Origin of the sequence: Tepidimonas sp. HKU78 (genome assembly GCF_049860815.1) — a bacterium.
In the GTDB taxonomy this organism is placed as follows: Bacteria; Pseudomonadota; Gammaproteobacteria; order Burkholderiales; family Burkholderiaceae_C; genus Tepidimonas.
This window is the reverse complement of sequence record NZ_CP187547.1, coordinates 900673-917786: the sequence shown is the minus strand read 5'-3', so window position 1 is coordinate 917786 and position 17114 is coordinate 900673. Positions and strand designations below refer to the sequence as shown.

Genomic DNA, 17114 nt, shown 5'->3' with positions numbered 1-17114 from the left:
CCGTTGCTTTGCCCTTCAACAAATACGCGGCAACGGCTCACCGCTGAGCCAATCGACCACACGGCGGCCGCCGAAGCGGGTAGCCATCTGCACGAAGTGGTGGGGATCGGCGATCACCTGGCCGATGCAGGCGGCGTCGCGTCCGAGCGGATGCGCACGCATGGCTTGCAGCACACGCTCGGCCACCTCCGGCGCCACCAGGGCCACGAGCTTGCCCTCGTTGGCAACGTACAGCGGATCCAGCCCGAGCAGCTCGCAGGCGGCTTCGACCTGCGGCTTGACCGGGATCGCGGCCTCTTGGAGCACCATGCCCACACCGGACTGGCGCGCGATCTCGTTGAGCGTGGTGGCCAAGCCCCCACGAGTCGGATCCCGCAACACGTGCACACCCCCTGGCGCCGCCGCCAGCATCGCCGCCACCAACGTGTGCAGGGCAGCGCTGTCGCTCTCGATGGTGGTCTCGAACTGCAGGCCGGCACGCTGCGACAGTACGGCTACGCCATGGTCACCGATGCTGCCCGACAGCAGGATCGCGTCGCCCGCACGCGCGTTGCGCCCGCTGATGTGTACGCCGGGGGCAAGCACCCCCACGCCCGTGGTGCTGATAAAGACGCCGTCACCCTTGCCGCGCTCGACCACCTTGGTGTCGCCCGTGACGATGGGCACCCCTGCCGCGCGCGCCGCCGCCCCCATGCTGTACACGATGCGTTGCAGGTCCGCCAGCGCCAAGCCCTCCTCCAGAATGAAGCTCGCGCTCAGGTACAGCGGCTGCGCGCCCATCATGGCCACGTCGTTGAGGGTGCCGTTCACCGCCAGGCTGCCAATGTCGCCACCGGGGAAGAACAGCGGCGAAATCACGTGCCCGTCGGTGGCCATGACCAGCCGCCCCTGTGTGGGGTCGAAAGCGGGCAACGCCAACACCGCGCCATCGTCGCCCTGGCGCAGCGCTTCGTTGTCGAAAGCGGCCAGAAACAGCTCTTCGATCAACTGCATGGCCGCCTTGCCGCCAGCGCCGTGGGCGGCGTCGATGCGTCCGTGGCGGATCGACAGCGGTCGGCTGTACGCTCGGGTCGGGTCGGCCGCCGGCGCATCGAGCGCCACGGGTGCTGTGGAAAGGGGGAGATTCGCCGTCACGAAACGTTCTCCTCGACACCAGCGCCGGCATGCACGATCGGGATGTCCCGGAAGCGCCCATACGTGTAGTGCGCCGCGCACGCGCCCTCGCTCGACACCATGCACGAGCCGACCGGGTGTTCCGGTGTGCAAACGGTGCCAAAGATTTTGCAATCCGTCGGCCGCTTGACCCCGCGCAGAATGGCTCCGCATTCGCACGCCTTGTTGTCGGGCACGGGTCGGTATGTCAAGCCGAACCGCCGCTCCGCGTCGAAGGCCGCAAAGCGCTCGCGAATCTGCAGCGCGCTGTAGGGCACCGTGCCCAGACCGCGCCACTCGAACTGCGCTCGCAGCTCGAACACCTGCGACACGATCCCCTGTGCACGCTGGTTGCCCTCGCGCGTGACGGCGCGCGTGAACTCGTTTTCCACCTGCGCGCGACCCTCATTGACCTGCCGCACCAACATCAGGATGGCCTGCATCACGTCCAGTGGCTCGAATCCGGCGATCACGACAGGCTTGCGGTATTCCTCGCTGAAATGCTCATACGGCTCGGTGCCGATGACGATGCTCACGTGCGCGGGTCCGATGAAGCCGTCGAGCGGGACGGTGCCGAATTCGCGTACCTCGGGCGACTGCAGGATGTGCGTGATGGCCGCTGGCGTGAGCACATGACAACACAGCACGCTGAAGTTTGGCAGACCCTCGCGCTGTGCCTCCAGGATCACCAACGCCGTCGGCGGGGTGGTGGTCTCGAAACCGATGGCGAAAAAAACCACTTCGCGCTCGGGGTGCGCGCGCGCCACGGCCAGCGCATCGGCGGCCGAATACACCATGCGGATGTCACCACCGCGCGCCTTGGCCTTGGCGAGCGACAGCCCGTCACTGGCCGGCACGCGCAGGGTGTCGCCATACGCGCAGACGATCGCACCGCGCTCCAGCGCCAGCCGGATGGCTTGGTCGATGCGGCCGATCGGCAGCACACACACCGGACAACCGGGCCCGTGCACCATGTGCACGTTGGGCGGCAGCAGGTCCTGCACCCCGTAGCGGCTGATCGCATGGGTGTGTCCGCCGCAAAACTCCATGAAATGGTAGTGCCGCTCGCCGACCTCATCGTGGATCGCGGCGGCGATGCGCCGCGCGAGCTGGCCGTCACGGAATTCATCCACGTACTTCATGGCGCCCCCTGCGCATCGCCCATGGCCTGCCACTGGGCAAACATCGCCAGCGTCTGGCGAGCCTCCTCTGGGTCGAGCAGACCCAACGCATAGCCGACGTGCACGATGACATAGTCGCCGACCTGCGCCTCGGGCACCAGCGCCGTCGAGATGGTCTTGCGTATGCCGCCCAGGTCGACCGCGGCCTGTTCGCCGTCGAGTTTTTCGACCACGCGCGCGGGTATGGCTAGACACATGCGATGAACTCCTTGGTCACATTGCGAGGGCGGGGCAGGGCAAGCCGGTGCGCGGCCACCCACGCCTGGCCGATGGCCAAACCGGCATCCCCGCACCCCATGGCGCCCGGCAGAAATACGTCCATCCCTGCCGCTTGCAGCCGCTGCACGCAGCGCTCGCGCAGGATTCGGTTGAAAAAGCAGCCGCCCCCGAGCAGCGCATGGCGCACGCCGCGCACCCGCGCCGCCGCCAGCAGCGCGTCGCACAGCGCATCGGCCAGCGCCAGATGAAAGCCCGCCGCGGCCACACCGACGTCCCGCGGATCGCGGATGTCGAATAATGGGGCGACGACCGTGCGCAGGTCGACACACCCGTCCGGGTGAACGACCGCCCCCGGCAAAGGCACTGCCTGGGGCCATTGCGCCAGCGCTGCGGCCGCCACACGCTCCAGTGCCACCGCCGCCTGGGCCTCGTCGGTTTGTCGCAGGCACAGCCCCAGCGCTGCCGCGGCAGCGTCGAACCAGCGCCCGGCGCTGCTGGTGGTGGGACAGTTCAGCCCCCGCTGCAGCAGCTGCTGCACACCCGCGGCCACCCCGGCGCCGACGCCGTGAACGAAGCGCGGCACGATTTCATCGCCACGCCCTAGCGCGTGCAAGACGCTGGCGGCCATGCGCCAGGGCTCGCGCGCCGCGCGATCACCCCCCGGCAGCGCCAGCGGCTGCAGGTGGCCCAGGCGCTCGAAGGTCGCCCCGTCGGTCCAGAGCAGCTCCCCCCCCCAGGCCGCGCCATCCGTACCGAGACCTACGCCGTCGAGCGCGAGCCCCAGCGCGGGCGCCTCGATCCCGTGCTCGGCCATGACAGCCGCCAAGTGCGCATGGTGGTGCTGGACCCCCACAGCAGCCACCCCCAACGTGTCAGCCATCCGCAGCGCCAGCCAAGTACTGAAAAAATCCGGATGCCAATCGTGCGCGATGGCCCGCACCGGTCGACCCCGGCTCGACGCCGAGCGAATCAGCGCCTGCACCGACGATTCCAGCGCCGCACAGGCCTGCGGATCGCTCAGGTCTCCGTGCAGCTCGGACCATTCGACACCGTCGTCGCCCATCCGGCAAGCCCGGTTTTTGAGCCAGGCGCCGACCGCCAAGACCGAAGCCCCCATGGCTCAACGCTCCGCCAGCGCGGCCCTGGCCTGCGCCAGTTCGGCCTCGAGCCGCGAAATCCGCGCGCGCAAAGCCTCCGCGTCGGCCTCTGACGCCTGACGGTGCTCGCCGTCAACCACCCGGGCCAGCCAATCCTGCCACACCGGCATCCCCTCGCCAGAGGTGGCCGACAAGGCGATGACCTCGATGGTGGGGTTGACGCGACGCGCCATCTCGATGCAACGATTGACATCGAACCGAACATGTGGCAACAAGTCGACTTTGTTGATGATCATCAGCCGCGCGGCGGCAAACATGTCGGGATACTTCAGGGGCTTGTCATCCCCCTCGGTCACTGACAGGACCGCGACCTTGGCCGTCTCGCCCAGATCCCACATCGCGGGGCACACCAAATTGCCCACGTTTTCGATGAACAACAGACGACGCACCGCTGCGTGCCCATGCTCGTGCCCGTCCCCGTGGTGATGGAAGTGCGCGTGCAGACGCGCAAACGCCTCCGCCACCATCGGCGCGTCGAGGTGACAGCCCTTGCCGGTGTTGACCTGAATCGCAGGTACGCCGGTGGCTCGGATGCGCTCGGCATCGAAACTGGTCTGCTGGTCGCCCTCGATGACGGCCACCTCCCACTGCGGCCCCTGCTGCCGCAGCGCTTCGATGGTGGCGCACAGCAGGGTGGTCTTGCCCGAACCCGGACTGGACACCAGGTTGAGCGCCGACACACCGTGTGCCCGGAAGTGGGCCCGGTTTTGCTGCGCCACCCGATCGTTGGCACCCAGGATATCGCGCTCGAGCCGAATGGCACGCTCTTGACTCAAGCCAGGCACCGACACCCGGGCCACCCCCGTGCCAAAGTGCAGGGTATCGCGCGCCGTCTCGGCAGCAGCAGCGTCCGCCTGTTGGCCCAGCATCGCATGATGGGCGTGCCCCGCGCCGCCCTCACTGCAACCACACACGACACACATCGTTCACTCCTTTGGTCAAATCACGCATCCGCGTCGCTGACCCGCAAGTCGACGACGCGCAACTCCATCCCCCCCGTTGGCTGCAGCTGGTAACCCCCACAGACGGGGCAAGCCTCGCCCCGCTGGGCCAACGGCACGCTTTGGCTGCAGGACAAACACCACGCCTGCCCAGCGGGCTCGTCGATGTGGATCTGTGCGCCCTCGAGCAGGGTGCCTGGCGCCAGGCTCTCGAGCGCAAAGCGCAGCGCCCGCACATCGACGCCCGAGAGCTGCCCGGCTTCCAGCCGCAGCTCGAGCACCCGTCGGAAACCCTCGCGCTGCGCCACCTCTTCCACCAGCTGCAACACGCCACCGGCCAAACTTGCTTCATGCATGACTGCTCTCTTGGTATCCTGCAGTATCCTCGTTCGGCGCGCAGATCTCAACCGGCACACAAGGATCCAGCGCGGCGGTGAGAAGATTCACCCGAGCGCGTACTTCGGGATCGTCGATCGACAGCGTGGCGAGCACCTGCGCGGCCAACCCCGCCGGATGAAAGTTCCACTCGGTCGGCGCCACGACGTGGTAGTCCAGCACCGTTGCCACCGCTCCCGACTGAGGCTGCCCGAGGCGCACGAGGTGGATCAGCAGCCCTCGCGCCATTTCCACCCAGGCCAAGCATTGGCGCTCTCCAACGGCAACCACCCCCCAACCCAGCCACTGCGCGCCTGACTCACCCCCAGCATCCGGCAAACACAGGCGCACCAACTCGGCAAGCCGATAACCCAGCAATTCCCCAACACTCCGAGGCACGGGTTCGGCTGGCTGCCGCAAACGCGCCCACGAACCCGTGCTCGCGGGCGCATCCCGCCACTGCGGCAGACGGTCGAACCCCGGCCGTGACGCGATGTCTGCCGCCAGCCGGCGCAGCTCGACCTCGCTGCCGTGCGCGAACAAAGGGCGCAGGACGACTCCCCGCGGCCACGCCACGTCCGCCTGTCGGGCCGTGCGCAGCAACGCGCCCAGCCACCCGGTATGCCGCCGACTCCACGCGTGGAACCAATCGATACCCTCGGCCAGCCATGCCTGCAACCAGCGCGCGGGATCGGTATGCAACCACTCGTCCCGCAACCAATGACTCAGGGCTGGCCAGAGCTGCGCCGGCGATGCTCGCGCGCCAGCCAACGGGCAGCGCTGCATCGAAGCCAGTGCGGCCGTTGCCAGTGCACCGCCGTCGCCCCCGGCCAGCAATCGCGGCCAATCGAGTGCAATCCGATACAGATGCTCCCGTACCGTCTCGCGATGCAGCATGGTATCGATGGTGCCCTTGGCCGAACCGGGCATCGCCGCCGCCGCCTCGATGGCGAGCGTGCTGGCGCAGCGATGCGCGGCCCCGCACAGACTCAGCACAGTGGCCACCAGCCCCGGCACTTGGTCGATGGGCCGCCCCTGCACCAGCGGTGACACCCAATTCCGCCTCGTGCTGCGCACGTTGTGGGGGGCGGCAACGCCCGGGCGCATCTCCAGGCTGCCGGCGATGGCAGTCATGACGACGCACCCGCGCGCCGCCCCAGCAAAAACGCCCGGCGCGACGCCCTATCACCCGGTGCCACAGAGGTCTTCTGGCCCTCGGCAAACAGCGATGCCAACACCGCGCACGCCGTCTCGCGCGCCAGTTCGTGCCGATCGAATCCCCCCATGGGTGAAAACAACGCGCATGCCTCGTGCCAACCGATCGCGGGGTCGTGCGCACCGATGAACTCGAAGCATTGGTTACCAAACGCACGCTCACGCTTGCAACCGATGCGCTGCCCGCCATCCTGCCATGTCAAGGGCAGACACACCAGACTCATGAACCACGGTGTGATGAGCACCCCTCCCGCGACCATGCCATCGCCATCGAGCAGCCGAAAACCCACCGCCTCCACCTGAAGGGCAGGATTGAGGATCGGGAGCCCCTGCATGCGCTCGGTGTGTACCCAGCGGTAAAACGCCTCCAATTGTTCGACGCGGCTTGCCAGCCCGGCGGGGCCGCCAACACGCGCGGTTGCCGATATCCGCAGGGCCGCCGTCGGCCCGAAGGGGTGGGCGTCAGTTGCCATCGCGTTCATCGGGCAAGAGCAGAAACTGTCGCGCATCCCCGTCGCACTGCGGGCAACGCCAGTGCGACGGCAACTCAGCAAACGGGGTTCCGGACGGGATCTGCCATTGCGGATCGCCCTCGTTGGGGTCGTAGACCCACCAGCAGATTTTGCACTCCAGCCGCGACCAGGGCCGCAGCTGCTCCCGCTTCCCCAGGTAGCTACCCTCGAAGCCGTGACCACCGCTGGCATCCTGACCAATGGGGGCGGACGGCGCATCTCCCGCCGTCATTGCGACGACCCTCGAGTCATCGCCGGGTGCCAGTGGACTGTGGTTCATGCCGACTCCAGATACGACAAGACATCAGCGAGGCGCGCATGGGAATCCCGAAGATCCTCCGGCGCTGCCAGCGCCACCGCCGGCATGTCGACCACCTCGACGGTGTTCAAAATGACCTTGTCCATCGAGTTGTAGTAGACGACACGCCAGCAGTTCGGCAACCGCGTGTTGGAGATGCGGCAGTTGCCATAGCCGCGCGCCAACAAACGGATGCGGCCAGTCCCCAAGTGGTGGTCCAAAAAGGCAATGTCTTCGGCCGAGACGGGCAGCAGCGACAGGTTGACCACATGCGCCGCTTGCCCCGGTTGCCAGCGCGCCACCCGGTCACGAATTTCGGTGAGCAACAGCGGGGCGTTTTGCACGTTGGGTGGCAACTCACCCTCCCAAACGGGGAAGCGCTCCCAGACATCTTGCGCCGCCACCGCGCCGAACAACGAGGGCACTGGACCGACTTCGATCGCATCGTCCACCAGCTCGACCGTGCCACACTCGCCGGTGCGCCAGGTCATGAGCCGCCAGACACCGGTAAAGATGGCTTCCTGGACGTGCACCTCCAGTCGCCCCGGCTCGAGCGGAACCACAACGCTCGTTTCACCTTCACCCAACACCTGATTGAGGACGGCCACCTCCCGCTCGGAGAGCCCCTCCAGCCGCAACCGTTCCGCGGTACCGGTATCGGCAACCCGCTGCAGCAGCCCCAATACCTGCTGCAAGGTCAGGCATGCCCGATCCAGGCCCAGCAGCTCTTGCGGCTGGGGCAGCACGGGAGGGGCGTAGGTGTGCATGCCCTTGGGCATCGGCAGATAGTCGAGCGCCTCGTCCTCGGCCGACACGCCCGCACCCTCCGCGACGACGGGAATGGGAAACGCTACCATGGACACTCCTTCAATGACAGTGAGCCCCGGAGAGGGAGACCACGGGGATGCCGATGCTCGGCGGGCGAGAAGGAGGCATGGCCAGCGCAGCCGCCACCTGGGCCAAATACACGTCCCAGTCCTGCATGCCGGCGATGGCCGTCACATACTGACCCTCGCGAAAAAACAACAGCGTGGGCCAGCGCTGCGTGCCATACCGACGCGCCACGGCTTCTTCCCGTGCCTGTGGCACGACCGCGATCACGAAACGACCCGGGAACGCCTTCATGAGCTCGGGTAGCACGACGGCCACATCGACGCCCTCCGGAAAACGCACCGGGTCCCCTGCCAGCAGTAGGACCCGGTCACCCTCTCCGGCCACCCAGTCGCCAACGCTGTGTTCATCGACCCAAGTTGCTCCGTGGACCTGCACCAACCGCTCGATCAGCGGGGCATGTAACTGTGTTTCGTTCATCATCGGTTCTCCGGACGATAGGGGGCGCCCGTCAAGGCGCGCATCTCTTCGGCACTCATCTGCGACGGAAGCACGAAGTCGGCATGCTGGTGGGGTCGACGATGCCCCTGCATGGCGGCCTCCAGCAGATCCAGCGCCGCGTTTACTTCGGCGGCACGCTGGGCGTCGATGCGCTCTCGCGCATCATCCAGAAATACCAGGAGCCAATCGCCCGCCGACACCTCATCGACCAGCACGGTGCGAATACGCCGCCGCTCGCCACGGCCGTGGCACAACGCAAACGCGCCGTCGACCTGAAGGACTTGCATGGGTACGCCGATACACATGCATCACCCTCCCGCAGGCGCGAAAAAGCGCTCGTCGCCAGTGCGGCACGCGGCGTCGGGCCCGGGACGCTGCGCCTCATAGGTGGCCAGAGCCAGCTCTGCGCACGTGACGGACTCGGCCGGTACCGGCCGCAAGGGGCGGGGCGCCGGGTCAGCTCCCCAGCGCTGCAGCTCGACGAGCGCCAACGCGAGCGCTTGCTCCACCGCCGCCCGCACGACCGGCCGCAGACTCCCGCCATAGTCTTCGAGCTCTTGCGGCTGACAGCCAATGAGCAGAACCTGCGAGGGATATTTCCCCGTGAGCTGTGCCAGCGACAGAACCTCTTGAAAACCCGTCTGGTGCAGGCTCATCTTCTTGGCCCCCATGAAGCGCGGAACATCGTCGTCACGCACCAGCCGCAGCGTGCCCGGCGCGAGCCCGTAGTCGATGGCGTCGAAGATCAACAGCCGATCGGCTTCCTGGACATACGGCAACAGGTACAACCCCTGCGTGCCACCATCGATCACATGGACGTGGTCGGCAAAGGTGTAGCGTTGATGCAGCGCCTCGACACACCGCACCCCGAAACCTTCGTCGGCCCACAGCAGGTTTCCGATCCCCAGCACGACGATACGGTGTTGCGGGCTGTCCGACCCGGGGTGGCAAGTCGATGCGGGCGTCGCGAAGTCCATGGCGATCGTTACCCATCAGAAATCGATGGCAAGCGGTGCAAACCGGCGCTAGCTGCAGACGGATGCCATGGGGCATCAGTCCTTGAACGTGCGGTGGCCCGAGATCATCGTCGAGACGATCGACTGACGCCCCATGATGTCCTCGCGAATCGCCGCGTACACATGCAACATCACGAAGATGACCATCGCCCACATCCCCATCCGGTGCCACGTGTGCACATCCTGGCTTTGACCAAACAGCGGAATCACCCACCCGAACAGCCAGTCCTGCCACGAGCCAGCACCCGCGCCTTCGCTGTAGAGCGCAAAGCCGGTGACGATCATGAAAATCGACAGCATCAGGTAGCCGCTGAACATGGCCAGCCGCGCCAGTGGGTTGTGGCCAACGTACTGGTTGGGCCTGGGAATGATGAACAGGTACCACAGCAGCATCCTGAACACCTCGGTCCAATAGGCCTTCTGAAACAACGGCACCCAAAACAGCTCGCGCGCATGGTGGTTGCCAACCAGCGCCCAGTAGGCCCGGCCCAACAGCCCCACGGCCATGATGTAGCCGGCCGCAAAGTGGGCAAACCGGACATACCCCATCACATAGTGGTCGCTGGCTTCACCCGGCATGGTCGGCAGCGGCACACCAATGAAGTAGCCCGTGATGCACAACACGGTGATGGCGAAGGCATTGACCCAATGCCAGATGCGCACTGGCGCTTCATACACATACACCGACTTGGTGATCTGGCCATGCGAGACGGCTTCGGTGTCGGTCCCAGTGACATCGGCCAGGCGTTGCCGGGTCCGTTGGTCGGCAGGCAAGGTAGACATGGAGCACTCCTTCCTGTGCGAGGGGGAGGGGAAGCATCAGGCGGCCAACTGGCCGAACAGGTAGAGCCCTGCGGCGCCGACGGCAGCACCCAGCCCGCCCAGCACGGCGCCACGGCGCTCGGCCAGCCAGCGCTGGATGGCCAGGCCGACACCGACGCCGCTGATGTGCAGCACCGCGGTGGTCAGCATGAAGCCGGCGGCGTAACCCGCGAAGCCGGTTTCGGGCGTTTCGGCACCGTGGGCCAGACCGTGCAGCGACGAGGCGGCGGCGATCAGCCCCAGGCCCAGCGCCACCGGCATCGCGCGCTGGGCAACGACCAGCATCAGGCCGAACAGCACCACGCTCAGGGAGATGGCGTGCTCCAGGTACGGCACGGTGACACCGGCCGCGCCCAGGGCGGCGCTGATGACCAGCGCGAGCAGGAAGGTGGCCGGCCCCTGCCAGGCTTTGCCCTGCGGCAAGGCGGACACCGACCAGACGCCCACGGCCACCATGGCCAGCAGGTGATCCAGCCCGAACGGGTGCAGCAGACCCTCCATCAGGCTGTGGGTGCCGTGGCCGGTGTGAGCCTGCGCAACACCGGCCAGACTGACCAGCAGCACGGCGGCGGAGATTTGGCGGATGCTTGTGGCTTGCATGGGTTTCTCCTTCTGCGGGGACGTTCAGCGGACGGTGATCCTGGCCATCTCCTGACCGTCGGGGCTCATCACATGGGTAGAGCAGGCCAAGCAAGGATCGAAACTATGCAGCGTACGCAAAATCTCGAGAGGTTGTTCCGGATTGACCATCGGTGTGTTGAGCAAAGAGGCCTCGAAGGCCCCGATCTGACCCTTGACGTCTCGCGGTGAGCCGTTCCACGTGGTCGGTACCACGCATTGGTAGTTCTCGATCTTGCCGTCTTTGATCTTGATCCAGTGGCCCAACATGCCACGCGGCGCGGCCACGGTGCCCACGCCTTTGGCCTCTTTCGGCCACGTGGCTGGGTCCCATTTCTCGACGTTGGCGGTGCTCGTATCTCCGGCCTTGATGTTGGCGACCAGCTGCTTGAAATCGTCCATCATCATTTCAGCGCTGTATTGACTCTCCAGTGCGCGAGCCAATGTACGGCCGATGGTGGTGGGCAACAACTGCTTCAGGGTGTATTGCGTAGTTGGCAGACCCAACGCCTTGGGCAACGCGCTGTTGACCATCTCCGCGGAGTATTCCAGCTGCTCTTTGACGCGCTGGCAATATTTGTTCCCCCGCCGGGCGTGGGCATAAGCCAGAATGTAGCGCGACAGCGGCCCCACCTCCACCGCATGGCCACGCCAGCGTGGGGCCTTGATCCAAGAGTATTTCGCCGACTCGTCGACCCTCTCGATCTTCGTTCGCGACCCCTTGAAGTTGGGCCCCTCGGGTTTGAAGTCAGCCTCTGTCACACCGTCCCAGGGATGCAATCCCTTGGTCTCATCGGCGTACTTGTACCAGCTGTGGGCAACGAACTCCTGCACCTGCTCGGGATCACGCGGGTCGATCTCATGGATCTCGTCCCAATTGCCACCCAGAATCACCCCTCCAGGCAACTGTTGTGTGCTCGAATCGTAAGGCACCTTTTCGTAGGTGCCGTAGTCGGCGACGTTGGTCGCGGCCAGACCACCGCCATAGAGCCAGCCGGCCTGCTTGTACAGGGTGCCGATGGCCAGCACATCGGGGATGTAAACGTTATTGTTGAATTCGATCATCTCCTTGATGCGAGCCTCGACGAAGTTGAGACGCTCCATGTTGATGGGCGCACCGGATGCGAGATTGCCATCAATGTTGATAGCGCAAGGAACGCCACCCACCAAATAATTGGGATGGGGGTTTTTTCCGCCAAAAATGGTATGAACCTTGACCCACTCCTTCTGCAGATCCAGCGCTTCCAGGTAGTGGGTCACTGCCATCAAATTGGCTTCCGGCGGCAGCACATAGGCCTTGGACCCCCAATACCCATTGGCAAATGGCCCCAACTGCCCAGACTCGACGAATTTCTTGAGCCGATTCTGCACGTCGCGAAAATAGCCCGGGCTCGACAAGGGATGTGACGGCGAGACCAGCTGCTGCAATTCGCTGGTCTTCTTCGGGTCCGCTTTCAGAGCTGACACCACATCGACCCAGTCCAGTGCGTGCAGGTGATAGAAATGCACGGCGTGGTCGTGCACCTGCAACGTCTTGGCCATCATGTCGCGGATCAGATGGGCGTTGAGCGGGATGCGTATGCCCAACGCATCCTCCACGGCCCGCACCGAAGCCAGTGCGTGACACCCCGTGCACACCCCGCAAATGCGCTCAACAAAGGCCCACGCGTCGCGCGGATCTCGCCCTTTGAGGATGACCTCCAACCCGCGCCACATCGTGCCGGTCGAGACGGCGTTGCGGATCACATTGTTGGCGTCGACATTGACCTCGCACCGCAAATGTCCCTCGATACGGGTCACGGGATCGACGACGATGCGCCGACCGGCGTCGTCGAGCTTGAAGCCCTGAGTTTCGTATGCACCCATGATGTGGTCCTCTGTGCGTCACGCGTTGTGCTGGAATTTTTCTTTGGACGTGTCGCGCGCCCGTTTGGCCACCGAGATGGCAGCATGGGCGGCCACTGCTGCGCCTACGACCGCTGCGGCCGTGCCGCCGATCTGATCGGCATTGGCCTCGATGCCAAAGGCATGGATGTTGGTCAGGCGGTCGTAAAACGATCCCTTGTCCCAAAAACCGTCCTCCGAGCAGCCGATGCACCCGTGCCCGGCCTTGATCGGGAAGCTGGTGCCCTCGTTCCATTCGATGGTGGAGCAGGCGTTGTAGGTGGTCGGCCCCTTGCAGCCCACCTTGTACAGGCAGTAGCCCTTGCGCGCGGACTCGTCGTCCCAGGCCTCGACGAACTGGCCGGCGTCGAAGTGCGGGCGGCGGTAGCACTTGTCGTGGATGCGTTGGCTGTAGAACATCGTGGGCCGGCCCTGGCGATCCAGTTCGGGGACGCGGTCAAACGTCAGCATGTAGGTGATCACGCCTGTCATCACCTCGGGAATGGGTGGACATCCCGGCACCTTGATGATGGGTTTGTCGGTGATGACTTTGTGAATCGGCGTGGCCTGGGTCGGGTTGGGCTTGGCGGCCTGCACACAGCCCCAGCTGGCGCATGAGCCCCAGGCGATGATGGCCTTGGCGTCCTTGGCCACCTTCTGCAGCTTGTCGATGAAGGGCTTGCCCGACTGGATGCAGAACATGCCGTCTTCATTGAGCGGCGGGTTGCCTTCCACCGCCAGGATGTACTGCCCTTTGTACTTGACCAGCAGCTCTTCCAGCAACTGCTCGGCCTGGTGGCCGGCGGCGGCCATCAGGGTGTCGTCGTAATCCAGGCTGATCATGGACAGCACCACGTCCTTGGCCAGCGGGTGGGCCGAACGGATGAAGGCTTCGGTGCAGCAGGTGCATTCCAGCCCGTGCAGCCAGATCACCGGCGTGCGCGGCTTGGTCTCCATGGCGTGGGCAATCTGCGGCACAAAGCTCGGCGCCAGCCCCAGTGAGGTGGCGGTGAGCGAGCAGTACTTCATGAAACTGCGTCGCGAGATGCCCTTGCGGCGCATGACTTCGTAGAACGTTTCCATGGCAGGGTGTCTCCAGGTGTTGTTGGGGACCGCTGCGCCGTACACCTCGAACGGATGCAGCAGACATGTATCTGACCAGTTGCAAACCTTGGACCAGACCACGCCCGATTCGGGTAAACACTGATGCGCGTCTTTATGACGTTGTCATAACACACGTTTTTTTCTTGCCTCGAATACATGTGCTCTGACCCTGGCAACATACCGGATCACAACCGGTTATTGAAAATCCACCGTTAAAAACGCTTTGAAAACCAAGCTTCCACCATCAGCGCCCCGCCTGACACCCAGGTGACGGCGCTGACCCTACGGATTTCGATACCCTTGTCACCCCGCACCACCGCTGCCCGCAAACCCGATGTCCAGCCCCTACGTACCGCAAATCCACCGCTACCAAGCCTGGTTGCACGAACAGCGCGGCTTGGTCTTTGCCGACTACGACGCGCTGTGGCGCTGGTCGAGCACCGATCTGGCCGCCTTCTGGCAAAGTGTGTGGGACTACTTCGATCTGCAGTCGCCCACGTCGCACCGGGCGGTGCTGGAGGGCGACGTCATGCCGCACGTGCGCTGGTTCTCCGGCGCGCAGGTCAACTACGCGCGGCAGGTGTTTCGCCACGTCGCGCGGGCCGAGGCTGCTGGGCAGCCCGCCATCATTGCCGAGGACGAACTGGGCCGCGTGCGCACGCTGGGTTGGCACGAACTGCAGCGCCAAGTGGCGGCGCTGGCGGTGGGGCTGCGCGCCCTGGGCGTGCAGCGCGGCGACCGCGTGGCGGCCTACCTGCCGAACCGCATCGAGACGGTGGTGGCCTTTTTGGCCTGCGCCAGCATCGGCGCCATCTGGAGCGTATGCGCGCCGGACATGGGCACGGCCGCGGTACTGGACCGTTTCCGGCAAATCGAGCCCACCGTGTTGATCGCCGCCGACGGCGTGCACTACGGTGGCCGGCCGCTGGACCGCAGCACCACGGTGCGCGAGCTGCGTGCGGGTTTGCCCACGCTGCAGCACGTGGTCACGTTGCGCACGCCCTATGCGGCCGAGCGCGTGGCCGACACGCACGACTTCACCGCGCTGGTGGACCGCGACGACGCGGCCGTACACGCCTTCGAGCCCGAATGGCTGGCCTTCGACCACCCGCTATGGATCGTCTACTCCAGCGGCACCACGGGCCTGCCCAAACCCATCGTGCATGGGCACGGGGGCATCGTGCTGACGTCGCTGGCACTGAAGACCCTGCACAACGACATCGGCCCCAGCTACGACGACAACAGCTTTGGCGAGCGCTTTCACTGGTACAGCTCCACCGGCTGGGTGATGTGGAACGCACAAGTCGCGGGGCTGCTGGGTGGCACCACCATCGTGCTCTACGACGGCAGCCCTGGCGGGCGCAAGGACGAGCCCGACTGGAGCGTGCTGTGGCGCTTTGCGGCACGGCACCGCGTCACCTTCTTCGGCGCCGGCGCGGCCTTCTACGGCAATGCGATGAAAACCGGCGTCGACCTGGCGGCGCTACAAGCCGCGGGATACGACCTGTCGGCGATCCGCGCGTTGGGCTCGACCGGCTCGCCGCTGCCGCCAGACGTGCAGCGCTGGGGCAGCGCGCAGTTCGAGCGCGTGCATGCGCTGGCAGGACGAAGCCGCGATCCCACAGCACTGCCTGGCGGTCCCGGGGGACCCGTCTGGTGGTGCAACATCTCTGGCGGCACTGACTTCTGCGGCGCGTTCATCGGCGGCCACCGTGGGCTGCCGCAGGTGCCAGGCCAGATGCAGTGCCGCCAACTCGGCTGCGCGGTCGAGGCGTGGGACGAGAACGGTCGCGCCGTCACCGGCCAAGTCGGCGAGCTGGTCTGCGTGCGCCCCATCCCCTCGATGCCGTTGTACTTTTGGAACGACGAAGGCCACGCGCGCTACCTGTCGAGCTACTTCGACACCTATCCTGGCGTATGGCGCCACGGCGACTGGCTGGAGGTACGGGCGGACGGCGGTTGCGTGATCTACGGTCGCTCGGACGCCACCCTCAACCGCCATGGCCTGCGTATGGGCACCAGCGAAATCTATGCCGCCGTGGAAGCCCTGCCCGAGGTGCTCGACAGCCTGGTCATCGATCTCGAATTCCTAGGGCGTGAGAGCTTCATGCCGCTGTTCGTGGTGCTGCGCCCGGGGCTGACGCTGTACGAGCCCCTGCGCGAGCGCATCCGCGACGCGATCCGGCGCGCGCTGTCACCACGCTTCGTCCCCGACGCCATCGAACAGGTGCCCGATATCCCGCGCACCCTCTCGGGCAAGAAGCAGGAGCTGCCGATCAAAAAGCTGCTACTCGGCCAGCCGCTGGAGCGCGTGCTCAACCGCGACGCGATGGCCAACCCGCAGTGCCTGGACTGGTACGTCGCCTACGCTGCCGAACGGTCAAAAAGCGCGGGCACAATGGCGGCATGAGCGACCACACCATCGAAGCCGAGCTGGACCAGGTCCGCACGCGGGGCCCGGTGCGCGACATCGTCATTCCCCCCTGCCCGGAACTGCTGCGCCGGCTGCAGGAGGCCACCGCCCGCGGCGAACCGGACCCGGCGGAGTTGGAGGCCATCGCCGCCAGTGACGTGGCCATGGCGGCCGCGCTGATCCGCCAGGCCAACAGCCCCCTGTACGGGCTACAGACGCCCGTGGTGACGGTGGGCCAGGCGCTGACCGTGCTGGGCATGCGCCCGGCGGTGCAACTGCTGCTCGGTTTTTTGACGCGGCAGGCGCTGCATGTGCAGTCGCCGGTACTCGCGCATTTTTGGGAAAGCTCGACGCGGCGCGCGATCGCCTGTGAACACATCGGCACCCAGCTCTACGACATGGACCCGGGACTGGCATATACCTTCGGGCTGTTTTGCCACGTCGGGATGCCGGTACTGCTGCGCGGCGTACGGGGCTACGCGGCCACCATCGCCGAGGCATTGGCCCGCAAGGACCGCACCTTTACCCAAACCGAAAACGCCAACCACCGCACCGATCACGCGGTGGTGGGCGCGATCGTTGCGCGCACGTGGCGGCTGCCCGCACCAGTGGCGGTGGCCATCCGGCTGCACCACGATTTCACCTGCCTGGGCGACATGCGCTACAGCGACACCGTGCGCCACCTGGTGGCCATGGCGCTGGTGGCCGACCACTTGGTGCAGCAACACGAAAACGTACCGCCATCGGCCGACTGGACGGCGCATGGCCCCGCGTGCCTGCAACACCTGCAGATCGGCGCGGCCGAAGTGGATCTGTGGGTCGACGCGCTGTACCCGGCATTCGAGGCGGTACAGGCGGCATAGCGGGCACAGTGG

19 protein-coding genes are annotated in these 17114 nt (G+C 65.8%); 2 read left to right on the top strand and 17 right to left on the bottom strand.

Going from position 1 to position 17114, the window contains the following annotated elements; genetic code table 11:
* Positions 1-15: 15 nt before the first annotated feature.
* The 17 genes from hypE to ACPYIS_RS04405 form a co-directional block, all read right to left on the bottom strand.
* Positions 16-1050, bottom strand: coding sequence for a hydrogenase expression/formation protein HypE (gene hypE / locus ACPYIS_RS04485; RefSeq protein WP_424860145.1), 1035 nt, complete (start codon positions 1048-1050; stop codon positions 16-18).
* Positions 1051-1130: 80 nt separating this feature from the next.
* Positions 1131-2294 carry a hydrogenase formation protein HypD gene (hypD, locus tag ACPYIS_RS04480; RefSeq protein ID WP_299022922.1) on the bottom strand — a complete coding sequence of 388 codons (1164 nt, stop codon included), beginning with the start codon at positions 2292-2294 and terminating at the stop codon, positions 1131-1133.
* A complete protein-coding gene (locus tag ACPYIS_RS04475) occupies positions 2291-2530 on the bottom strand; it encodes a HypC/HybG/HupF family hydrogenase formation chaperone (RefSeq protein WP_299022925.1) in 240 nt (79 codons plus the stop codon). Before ACPYIS_RS04475 ends, hypD begins: the two co-directional genes overlap by 4 nt.
* On the bottom strand, positions 2521-3669 hold the full coding sequence (locus ACPYIS_RS04470) for a carbamoyltransferase HypF (protein ID WP_424859924.1): 1149 nt from the start codon (positions 3667-3669) through the stop codon (positions 2521-2523). The genes ACPYIS_RS04475 and ACPYIS_RS04470 overlap by 10 nt, the downstream gene beginning before the upstream one ends.
* 3 nt (positions 3670-3672) lie before the next feature.
* Positions 3673-4632, bottom strand: coding sequence for a hydrogenase nickel incorporation protein HypB (gene hypB, locus ACPYIS_RS04465; protein ID WP_424895026.1), 960 nt, complete (start codon positions 4630-4632; stop codon positions 3673-3675).
* A 20-nt stretch (positions 4633-4652) separates the two neighbouring features.
* Positions 4653-5006, bottom strand: coding sequence for a hydrogenase maturation nickel metallochaperone HypA (locus ACPYIS_RS04460; RefSeq protein ID WP_299021391.1), 354 nt, complete (start codon positions 5004-5006; stop codon positions 4653-4655).
* The gene (locus ACPYIS_RS04455; RefSeq protein ID WP_425973905.1) at positions 4999-6159 is read right to left on the bottom strand and encodes a hypothetical protein; all 1161 of its coding nucleotides are present in this window, start codon (positions 6157-6159) and stop codon (positions 4999-5001) included. The genes ACPYIS_RS04460 and ACPYIS_RS04455 overlap by 8 nt, the downstream gene beginning before the upstream one ends.
* Positions 6156-6713 carry a [NiFe]-hydrogenase assembly chaperone HybE gene (gene hybE / locus ACPYIS_RS04450; protein ID WP_299021397.1) on the bottom strand — a complete coding sequence of 186 codons (558 nt, stop codon included), beginning with the start codon at positions 6711-6713 and terminating at the stop codon, positions 6156-6158. Before hybE ends, ACPYIS_RS04455 begins: the two co-directional genes overlap by 4 nt.
* On the bottom strand, positions 6703-6984 hold the full coding sequence (locus ACPYIS_RS04445; protein WP_299021414.1) for a rubredoxin: 282 nt from the start codon (positions 6982-6984) through the stop codon (positions 6703-6705). The genes hybE and ACPYIS_RS04445 overlap by 11 nt, the downstream gene beginning before the upstream one ends.
* 44 nt (positions 6985-7028) lie before the next feature.
* The gene (locus ACPYIS_RS04440; protein WP_424859926.1) at positions 7029-7907 is read right to left on the bottom strand and encodes a hydrogenase expression/formation protein; all 879 of its coding nucleotides are present in this window, start codon (positions 7905-7907) and stop codon (positions 7029-7031) included.
* Between the two features lie 10 nt (positions 7908-7917).
* Positions 7918-8364 carry a hydrogenase gene (locus ACPYIS_RS04435; protein ID WP_424859927.1) on the bottom strand — a complete coding sequence of 149 codons (447 nt, stop codon included), beginning with the start codon at positions 8362-8364 and terminating at the stop codon, positions 7918-7920.
* A complete protein-coding gene (locus tag ACPYIS_RS04430) occupies positions 8361-8687 on the bottom strand; it encodes a HypC/HybG/HupF family hydrogenase formation chaperone (RefSeq protein ID WP_299021403.1) in 327 nt (108 codons plus the stop codon). The genes ACPYIS_RS04435 and ACPYIS_RS04430 overlap by 4 nt, the downstream gene beginning before the upstream one ends.
* 3 nt (positions 8688-8690) lie before the next feature.
* A complete protein-coding gene (locus tag ACPYIS_RS04425) occupies positions 8691-9359 on the bottom strand; it encodes a HyaD/HybD family hydrogenase maturation endopeptidase (RefSeq protein WP_299021405.1) in 669 nt (222 codons plus the stop codon).
* Between the two features lie 75 nt (positions 9360-9434).
* Positions 9435-10181 (bottom strand): Ni/Fe-hydrogenase, b-type cytochrome subunit, encoded by a 747-nt coding sequence (cybH, locus tag ACPYIS_RS04420; RefSeq protein WP_299021407.1) that lies wholly within the window; start codon positions 10179-10181, stop codon positions 9435-9437.
* Between the two features lie 36 nt (positions 10182-10217).
* Positions 10218-10820, bottom strand: a complete 603-nt coding sequence (locus tag ACPYIS_RS04415; RefSeq protein ID WP_299021409.1) for a HupE/UreJ family protein — start codon at positions 10818-10820, stop codon at positions 10218-10220.
* Between the two features lie 24 nt (positions 10821-10844).
* Positions 10845-12704, bottom strand: a complete 1860-nt coding sequence (locus tag ACPYIS_RS04410; protein ID WP_424895028.1) for a nickel-dependent hydrogenase large subunit — start codon at positions 12702-12704, stop codon at positions 10845-10847.
* A gap of 18 nt (positions 12705-12722) precedes the next feature.
* Positions 12723-13805 (bottom strand): hydrogenase small subunit, encoded by a 1083-nt coding sequence (locus ACPYIS_RS04405; protein ID WP_425973904.1) that lies wholly within the window; start codon positions 13803-13805, stop codon positions 12723-12725.
* A 355-nt stretch (positions 13806-14160) separates the two neighbouring features.
* On the opposite strand from ACPYIS_RS04405, the gene ACPYIS_RS04400 reads away from it, so the two are divergent.
* Positions 14161-16236 carry an acetoacetate--CoA ligase gene (locus tag ACPYIS_RS04400; RefSeq protein WP_424895030.1) on the top strand — a complete coding sequence of 692 codons (2076 nt, stop codon included), beginning with the start codon at positions 14161-14163 and terminating at the stop codon, positions 16234-16236.
* On the top strand, positions 16233-17102 hold the full coding sequence (locus ACPYIS_RS04395) for an HDOD domain-containing protein (protein WP_424859930.1): 870 nt from the start codon (positions 16233-16235) through the stop codon (positions 17100-17102). Before ACPYIS_RS04400 ends, ACPYIS_RS04395 begins: the two co-directional genes overlap by 4 nt.
* Positions 17103-17114 lie beyond the last annotated feature (12 nt).

What these genes read in the sequence shown, in the direction of transcription:
- ACPYIS_RS04405 (WP_425973904.1), bottom strand. Translation starts at nt 13,805, where the DNA reads ATGGAAACGTTCTACGAAGTCATGCGCCGCAAGGGCATCTCGCGACGC.
- ACPYIS_RS04400 (WP_424895030.1), top strand. Translation starts at nt 14,161, where the DNA reads ATGTCCAGCCCCTACGTACCGCAAATCCACCGCTACCAAGCCTGGTTG.
- ACPYIS_RS04425 (WP_299021405.1), bottom strand. Translation starts at nt 9,359, where the DNA reads ATGGACTTCGCGACGCCCGCATCGACTTGCCACCCCGGGTCGGACAGC.
- ACPYIS_RS04430 (WP_299021403.1), bottom strand. Translation starts at nt 8,687, where the DNA reads ATGTGTATCGGCGTACCCATGCAAGTCCTTCAGGTCGACGGCGCGTTT.
- cybH (WP_299021407.1), bottom strand. Translation starts at nt 10,181, where the DNA reads ATGTCTACCTTGCCTGCCGACCAACGGACCCGGCAACGCCTGGCCGAT.
- ACPYIS_RS04415 (WP_299021409.1), bottom strand. Translation starts at nt 10,820, where the DNA reads ATGCAAGCCACAAGCATCCGCCAAATCTCCGCCGCCGTGCTGCTGGTC.
- ACPYIS_RS04410 (WP_424895028.1), bottom strand. Translation starts at nt 12,704, where the DNA reads ATGGGTGCATACGAAACTCAGGGCTTCAAGCTCGACGACGCCGGTCGG.
- ACPYIS_RS04395 (WP_424859930.1), top strand. Translation starts at nt 16,233, where the DNA reads ATGAGCGACCACACCATCGAAGCCGAGCTGGACCAGGTCCGCACGCGG.
- ACPYIS_RS04445 (WP_299021414.1), bottom strand. Translation starts at nt 6,984, where the DNA reads ATGACGGCGGGAGATGCGCCGTCCGCCCCCATTGGTCAGGATGCCAGC.
- hybE (WP_299021397.1), bottom strand. Translation starts at nt 6,713, where the DNA reads ATGGCAACTGACGCCCACCCCTTCGGGCCGACGGCGGCCCTGCGGATA.
- ACPYIS_RS04455 (WP_425973905.1), bottom strand. Translation starts at nt 6,159, where the DNA reads ATGACTGCCATCGCCGGCAGCCTGGAGATGCGCCCGGGCGTTGCCGCC.
- hypB (WP_424895026.1), bottom strand. Translation starts at nt 4,632, where the DNA reads ATGTGTGTCGTGTGTGGTTGCAGTGAGGGCGGCGCGGGGCACGCCCAT.
- hypD (WP_299022922.1), bottom strand. Translation starts at nt 2,294, where the DNA reads ATGAAGTACGTGGATGAATTCCGTGACGGCCAGCTCGCGCGGCGCATC.
- ACPYIS_RS04460 (WP_299021391.1), bottom strand. Translation starts at nt 5,006, where the DNA reads ATGCATGAAGCAAGTTTGGCCGGTGGCGTGTTGCAGCTGGTGGAAGAG.
- ACPYIS_RS04475 (WP_299022925.1), bottom strand. Translation starts at nt 2,530, where the DNA reads ATGTGTCTAGCCATACCCGCGCGCGTGGTCGAAAAACTCGACGGCGAA.
- ACPYIS_RS04470 (WP_424859924.1), bottom strand. Translation starts at nt 3,669, where the DNA reads ATGGGGGCTTCGGTCTTGGCGGTCGGCGCCTGGCTCAAAAACCGGGCT.
- ACPYIS_RS04440 (WP_424859926.1), bottom strand. Translation starts at nt 7,907, where the DNA reads ATGGTAGCGTTTCCCATTCCCGTCGTCGCGGAGGGTGCGGGCGTGTCG.
- ACPYIS_RS04435 (WP_424859927.1), bottom strand. Translation starts at nt 8,364, where the DNA reads ATGATGAACGAAACACAGTTACATGCCCCGCTGATCGAGCGGTTGGTG.